This window comes from Dyella japonica DSM 16301 (assembly GCF_001010355.1).
GTDB classification, from domain to species: Bacteria; Pseudomonadota; Gammaproteobacteria; order Xanthomonadales; family Rhodanobacteraceae; genus Dyella; species Dyella japonica.
Map to the genome: position 1 here is coordinate 1 of NZ_JPLA01000086.1, position 248 is coordinate 248.

Genomic DNA, 248 nt, shown 5'->3' on the forward strand with positions numbered 1-248 from the left:
ATCAACGTGGCGGCGGGCAGCAACGGCACCGACGCGGTGAATGTCGATCAGCTCAAGGGGGTGTCGCAGAGCGTGCTCACCACGCTGGGCGGCACGGGCGGCAGCGTCAATGCCGACGGCAGCATCACCGGTCCGAAGTACAAGGTGGGCGACACCGACTTCAACACGGTGCAAGAGGCCCTTCAGGCGGCAGCCCAAGGCGGTGAAAGTGTCGACGCGCTGAAGTGGGACGCGACCGCCAACAGCAA

General features: G+C 65.7%; 1 protein-coding gene. It reads left to right on the top strand.

The annotated features are described in order from the left end of the window. Positions 1-248 (top strand): hypothetical protein (locus Y882_RS18260; RefSeq protein ID WP_046973388.1); only part of this gene is annotated, 248 nt, incomplete at both ends.